The sequence below is a fragment of the Kluyvera sp. genome, from assembly GCF_965301105.1.
Genome location: NZ_CBDKZX010000131.1, coordinates 1 through 5,975, shown reverse-complemented (window position 1 = coordinate 5,975; position 5,975 = coordinate 1). Strand labels below are relative to the sequence as shown.

Here is a 5,975-nt window from a genome sequence, read left to right as displayed (position 1 = left end):
TTTCTGGTCCTACTGACATCTATAGCCATCAGGTCCGCATTGTGCTGGCTGAGAAGGGTGTCAGCTTTGAGATAGAGCACGTGGAAAAGGACAATCCACCGCAGGATCTGATTGACCTCAACCCGAATCAAAGCGTTCCGACACTCGTAGATCGTGAGCTGACGCTGTGGGAATCACGCATCATTATGGAATACCTTGATGAGCGTTTCCCGCATCCGCCGCTGATGCCGGTTTACCCGGTTGCACGTGGTGAAAGCCGCCTGTACATGCACCGTATCGAGAAAGACTGGTACTCACTGATGAACACCGTGATGACCGGTTCCGCCGCGCAGGCTGACGCCGCGCGTAAACAGCTGCGTGAAGAGCTGCTGGCGATCGCGCCGGTCTTCACCCAGAAGCCGTTCTTCCTGAGCGATGAATTCAGCATTGTCGACTGCTACCTGGCGCCGCTGCTGTGGCGTCTGCCGGTAATGGGCATTGAGCTGAGCGGTGCTGGCGCGAAAGAGCTGAAAGGCTATATGACGCGCGTCTTCGAACGTGACTCTTTCCTCGCCTCCTTAACGGAAGCCGAGCGCGAAATGCGCCTTGGCCGGGGTTAACTGAATGGAAGTTTCGCAACTTTCTCCGCGCCGCCCGTACCTGCTGCGTGCATTCTATGAGTGGCTGCTGGACAACCAGCTGACGCCGCACCTGGTGGTAGATGTTATGCTGCCAGGCGTGAATGTGCCGATGGAATACGCGCGTGACGGGCAGATCGTGTTGAACATCGCGCCGCGTGCGGTGGGGAATCTTGAGCTGGCCAACGATGAAGTGCGCTTCAATGCGCGCTTTGGCGGCGTGCCGCGTCAGGTTTCCGTTCCGTTGGCTGCCGTGCTGGCGATCTACGCCCGTGAGAACGGTGCCGGAACCATGTTTGAGCCAGAAGCCGCATACGATGAAAATGTCGAAGGCTTCAACGACGGCGAAGACGTGGATAACGGCGCAAGCGAGACCGTGATGTCGGTGATTGATGGCAATAAGCCGGATAGCGACGACGGAGACGATCCCGACGATACGCCACCACCGCCTCGCGGCGGGCGTCCGGCGCTTCGCGTTGTGAAATAGAAAACAGGCCCATACGGGCCTGTTTTGTTATGGCTATCGTTTAAACGTGACTTTTTCTGGCATGTCGAGGTGAAGCGTCGTCTGGCTTGGCACCGTTTCGGCAATCACCCGACCATGGCGGATAGAGTAACGGGCTGGCGTCTGGCGACGTACAGCATCAAAACCGTTTTCCGCAGGGAGAATCACCAGATTGGCGCTATTACCGACCTCAAGACCATAATCCTGCAGATGCAGCGTTTTCGCGCTGTGGGTCGTTATCAGGTTCAGCCCATCATTAATCTGCCCGTATCCCATCAGCTGGCACACGTGTAATCCCATATGCAGCACCTGCAGCATATTCGCAGTGCCCAGCGGGTACCACGGATCGAAGACGTCATCATGACCGAAGCAGACGTTGATCTCCGCTTCCAGCATCTCTTTGACGCGCGTGACGCCGCGGCGTTTCGGATAGGTGTCAAAACGTCCTTGCAGGTGAATGTTCACCAGCGGATTGGCGACAAAGTTAATGCCGGACATCTTTAACAGGCGGAAAAGGCGGGAAGCGTACGCGCCGTTATAGGAGTGCATTGCCGTCGTGTGGCTGGCAGTCACGCGAGCCCCCATCTCATCACGGTGCGCCAGCGCCGCGACGGTTTCAACGAAGCGTGATTGCTCATCGTCAATTTCATCGCAGTGTACGTCGATGAGTCTGTCGTATTTTTGCGCCAGGGCGAAAATTTTATGCAGCGATTCAACGCCATATTCACGGGTAAATTCAAAGTGGGGAATGGCGCCAATAACGTCGGCGCCCAAACGCACCGCTTCTTCTAACAGCGCCTCACCGTTGGGATAAGAAAGAATGCCTTCTTGCGGGAACGCGACAATTTGCAGCTCGACCCACGGCGAGACTTCTTGTTTCACTTCCAGCATGGCTTTCAGCGCCGTCAACGTGGGGTCGGAGACGTCAACGTGAGTACGAACGTACTGGATACCGTTGGCCATCTGCCACTTCAGGGTTTGCATGGCCCGCGCTTTTACATCTTCGTGAGTGAGCATCGCCTTGCGTTCGGCCCAGCGTTCAATACCTTCAAACAGCGTGCCTGACTGGTTCCAGTTTGGTTCGCCAGCGGTTTGCGTGGTGTCCAGATGGATGTGCGGTTCAACAAACGGAGGGATTGCCAGACCGCCTTCAACATCCAGCACATTGCCCTGTGGCGCCGACGCCGTTGCCTGAGGCTCAAAATGGCTAAAGCGTCCGTTTTCAATGGTGATTTGCCACAATCCTTCGCGCCCCTGCAAGCGGGCCTGACGAAGGGTAATATTATTATTCTGCATGGCTAACCTCCGAGGATTTAGCAAGGCTACGATTAAAGAGTGGGTTCAGCAGGATATAGCTGAATACGCCGCCGAGGACGGCGTTGACCGGGACAATTCCGGGAATATAGTGACCCGCAGTGATACCCAGTGCAACGGACAGAATGGCCACCCAGTTCACGGTAATAAATTGCGCTTTGTTGAAGTCGGCATATTTGCGGTGGTTCAACAGATAGTCGGCGATGATCACGCCCCCAATAGGGGGAATCGCCGCCGACAGAAAGGTCAGCCAGCCGACAAAGTTATTGTAAAGCCACAGTGCGCACAGCGTCCCAATAATACCGTTCGCCACCGACAGCGTGCGGCTGGAAAGACCGGTAATGTTGGCAAAGCCCAGACCAGATGCGTACAGCGCATTGTCATTGGTGGTCCAGATATTCAGGCCGAGTACCACAATCGCCGGCAGCAGCAGGCCCTGGGCTATCATCACGTCAGAAATATCCGCTTGCCCGACAGCGGCAGCGCCCGCAGCCCCAAAGATAAACATCAATGAGTTACCGAGGAAAAACGCCACCATCGCAATCAGCACCGCCCCTTTGGCGTTGCGGCCAAAGCGAACGAAGTCGGCGGTTAAGGTACCGGCGCTGACAAACGAGCCGACAACCAGCGCGAGTGCGGTGGAGAAATTGAGCGGCGTCTGCGGCACAATCGTTTTTAAGTGGTCTAAACCGCCAACGTCGCTCACCGCCAGCCAGACCGAGTAGCTGCCCAGAATGACAATCGCAGGCACGGCGATAATCGAGAGAATCGTCAGTGCCGAGATACCGAAGAAGATGGTCAGGGTCATCAACAGCCCGGAAACCGCAATCAGGATATTGACGTCAATGCCCGTTGCTTTGCCCACCGGGATGGCAAACATAGCCACGCCGACGCCAAACCAGCCTACCTGCGTGCCGCCGAGCAGCATGGAAGGAAGCCATGAGCCTTTTACGCCAAAGGAGTAACGAGCAAGAAGGTGGGTAGAGAGTCCGGTTTTTGCGCCGATGAAACCAAGAAATGCGGTGTAGATACCGAGGAGGAGGTTACCGAAGAAAACTGCAAGGAAGAAATCATGATAGGAAAGACCGGTACCGAGTGTTCCTCCGGTCCACATACTGGCGGAAAAAAACGTTAACCCCAACATCACAAAGGTGAGTGGAACTACGCCTTTCCGCGCCGCCAGAGGGACGGGCCCCTGGCTATAATTGTTGTCCTGCGACACAATGCCTCCATGAATTTTGCCCAAAAAATCCGCCGCATAATATACAGTTCTCAGAATAAAGCAAACGTTTCCGCGTGATTTTTTGTCGGTTATTATTCATGAGGATGATGATTTCGCCGCTTTCCTTCGGTTTACAGTCAATCCACTCCTGTGGGGTGAGGTGCCAACATGGCTTGTGAACGAATGAGTTCGTCTGCAAGGAGTTGTTCGTCAGGCAACTGCACTTTGTACTCGCTCGCCATGATGGTATTCGGCAGGCCAGTCAGCGCGTAATGCGCTTCCCCCGCGCCTTTTCCCGCGCACAAAATCAACCCAACGGGCGGGTTTTCTCCCGGCATTGTCCAGTGCTCTTTGGCATAGTTCAGGTACATATTCATCTGCCCGGCATCCGCATAACCGAATTTGCCTACCTTCAGGTCAACGAGTAGCAGGCAGCGCAAACGGCGATGGAAGAACAGCAGATCGACGCGGAACCAGCTATCGTCTATGCGTAATCGGCGTTGGCGGCCAACAAAAGCAAAATCGTCACCGAGCTCCAGCATAAAGTCCATCAGGTGGCTGAGCAGGGCATCTTCGAGATCCGACTCTGAATACGCGTCCTTCAGGTTAAGAAACTCCAGAATGAACGGGTCGCGTATGGCTTGCTCCGGCAAAACGTTGGGTTCGGCGGGTGCTGGTTGCTGCAACATGGCGGATTTGTCGTGTGACAGCAGCGTTCGTTCGTAAAATTGAGTGGCGATTTGCCGATCGAGCTGCCGCACGGACCAGCCGTTACGTAGCGTCTCTTTCTCGTAAAAAGTGCGGGCATCGGGATTTTTTACCGAGAGTAAACGCACGTAAGCTGACCAGGGAAGTGGAAAAACTCTGGCGAGGTAAATGAGATTTGAAGATTCACCAGACACTGTCTGCTGAATTTCAATATCTTGAAAATAAAGATAAAACATGCGCATTTGGCGTAGATTTGCGGTGGAGAATCCACGCTTATAGCGCAGGCTTAAATCTGCGGATAACCGCTCAATGAGCTGAATACCATAAGCCGCCCTTGCTTCGCCGCCCTGTTCAAATTCGACAATTCTCCTGCCGATTTCCCAGTAGGTTGCCGTCATCAACGCGTTAATACTGCGGACAGTCTCAGTGTGGGCTGTATCTACTAAGCGAATAATACCGTCATGGATTTGCTGATAATCGTCAGCGTGTTGTGGTGGTGTAGGCGTAGTCATGTCATCCCTGGCGCGAGAGTTGCGAAATAAAAAGATATCGCTACCAATACACTTCAGGCATAGCCCGGTCAATCCAGGAGAGGTGTATTACATTGCGTTGCAGCAGTAATTGCGAGCGGCTTTCGAAGAATGAATTCGTATGTATTTAGCAGAAAAATATTGGCTCCCCATCCATCAGCGTGAAGCTGGGGCAGGGGAGCCAGCAGGAATTACACTTCCAGGTAGTTCATGATCCCGTCAGCCGCTTTACGGCCTTCGGCGATCGCCGTTACCACCAGATCGGAACCGCGCACGATGTCGCCACCGGCAAAGATTTTCGGGTTGCTGGTCTGGAAGGCGTTATCGCTGCCTTCCGGGGCGATGATACGGCCCTGAGAGTCCAGCTCGACGCTGTGCTTCGCCAGCCATTCCATACTGTGCGGACGGAAACCGAACGCCATCACCACCGCGTCGGCAGGAACCACATGCTCGGAACCGGCGACGATTTCCGCGCGACGGCGGCCTTTGGCATCTGGCTGACCCATCTCGGTACGCGCCATTTTCACGCCGCAGACTTTGCCGTTGGCATTCACTTCTACGCCCAGCGGCTGCACGTTGAACTGGAATTCCACGCCTTCTTCGCGCGCGTTTTTCACTTCGCGTTTGGAACCCGGCATGTTCTCTTCATCACGACGGTAGGCACAGGTAACATGCGTTGCGCCCTGACGAATGGAGGTGCGTACGCAGTCCATCGCGGTGTCGCCGCCGCCCAGTACCACCACGCGTTTGCCTTCCATGCTGACGTACGGTTCTTCAGTCGTTTCGCCGAAGCCCATGATCTGCTTGGTGTTGGCAATCAGGAACGGCAGGGCGTCGAATACGCCGGAAGCGTCTTCGTTCTCCAGCCCGCCGCGCATTGACTGATAGGTACCGACACCGAGGAACACGGCATCGTAATCTTTCAGCAGGTCGTCGAGCTGTACGTCACGGCCCACTTCGACGTTGAGTTTGAATTCAATGCCCATGCCGGTGAAGATCTCACGGCGGCGGGTCATGACTTCTTTCTCCAGCTTGAAGGCCGGGATACCGAAGGTCAGCAGACCGCCGATTTCCGGGTG

Annotated in this window: 6 protein-coding genes; 2 read left to right on the top strand and 4 right to left on the bottom strand. The window is 55.0% G+C overall.

The window, feature by feature from the left end:
• Together sspA and sspB are read left to right on the top strand one after the other, a co-directional pair.
• Nucleotides 1-599 (top strand): stringent starvation protein SspA (sspA, locus tag ACW14G_RS21865; RefSeq protein WP_455648801.1); only part of this gene is annotated, 599 nt, incomplete at its 5' end.
• A 4-nt stretch (nt 600-603) separates the two neighbouring features.
• Nucleotides 604-1,104 carry a ClpXP protease specificity-enhancing factor gene (gene sspB / locus ACW14G_RS21860; RefSeq protein WP_163447765.1) on the top strand — a complete coding sequence of 167 codons (501 nt, stop codon included), beginning with the start codon at nt 604-606 and terminating at the stop codon, nt 1,102-1,104.
• A 33-nt stretch (nt 1,105-1,137) separates the two neighbouring features.
• Here the strand turns inward: sspB and ACW14G_RS21855 are convergent, their stop codons facing one another.
• The 4 genes from ACW14G_RS21855 to ACW14G_RS21840 all read right to left on the bottom strand — a co-directional run.
• A complete protein-coding gene (locus ACW14G_RS21855) occupies nt 1,138-2,418 on the bottom strand; it encodes a cytosine deaminase (RefSeq protein ID WP_455648800.1) in 1,281 nt (426 codons plus the stop codon).
• Nucleotides 2,408-3,658 (bottom strand): cytosine permease, encoded by a 1,251-nt coding sequence (gene codB, locus ACW14G_RS21850; protein WP_249022686.1) that lies wholly within the window; start codon nt 3,656-3,658, stop codon nt 2,408-2,410. The genes ACW14G_RS21855 and codB overlap by 11 nt, the downstream gene beginning before the upstream one ends.
• Before the next feature lie 137 nt (nt 3,659-3,795).
• Complete coding sequence (locus ACW14G_RS21845; protein WP_419057467.1) at nt 3,796-4,878, bottom strand: PDDEXK nuclease domain-containing protein; 1,083 nt, start codon at nt 4,876-4,878, stop codon at nt 3,796-3,798.
• A 209-nt stretch (nt 4,879-5,087) separates the two neighbouring features.
• On the bottom strand, nt 5,088-5,975 hold an 888-nt coding region (locus tag ACW14G_RS21840), incomplete at its 5' end, for an FAD-dependent oxidoreductase (RefSeq protein ID WP_455648799.1).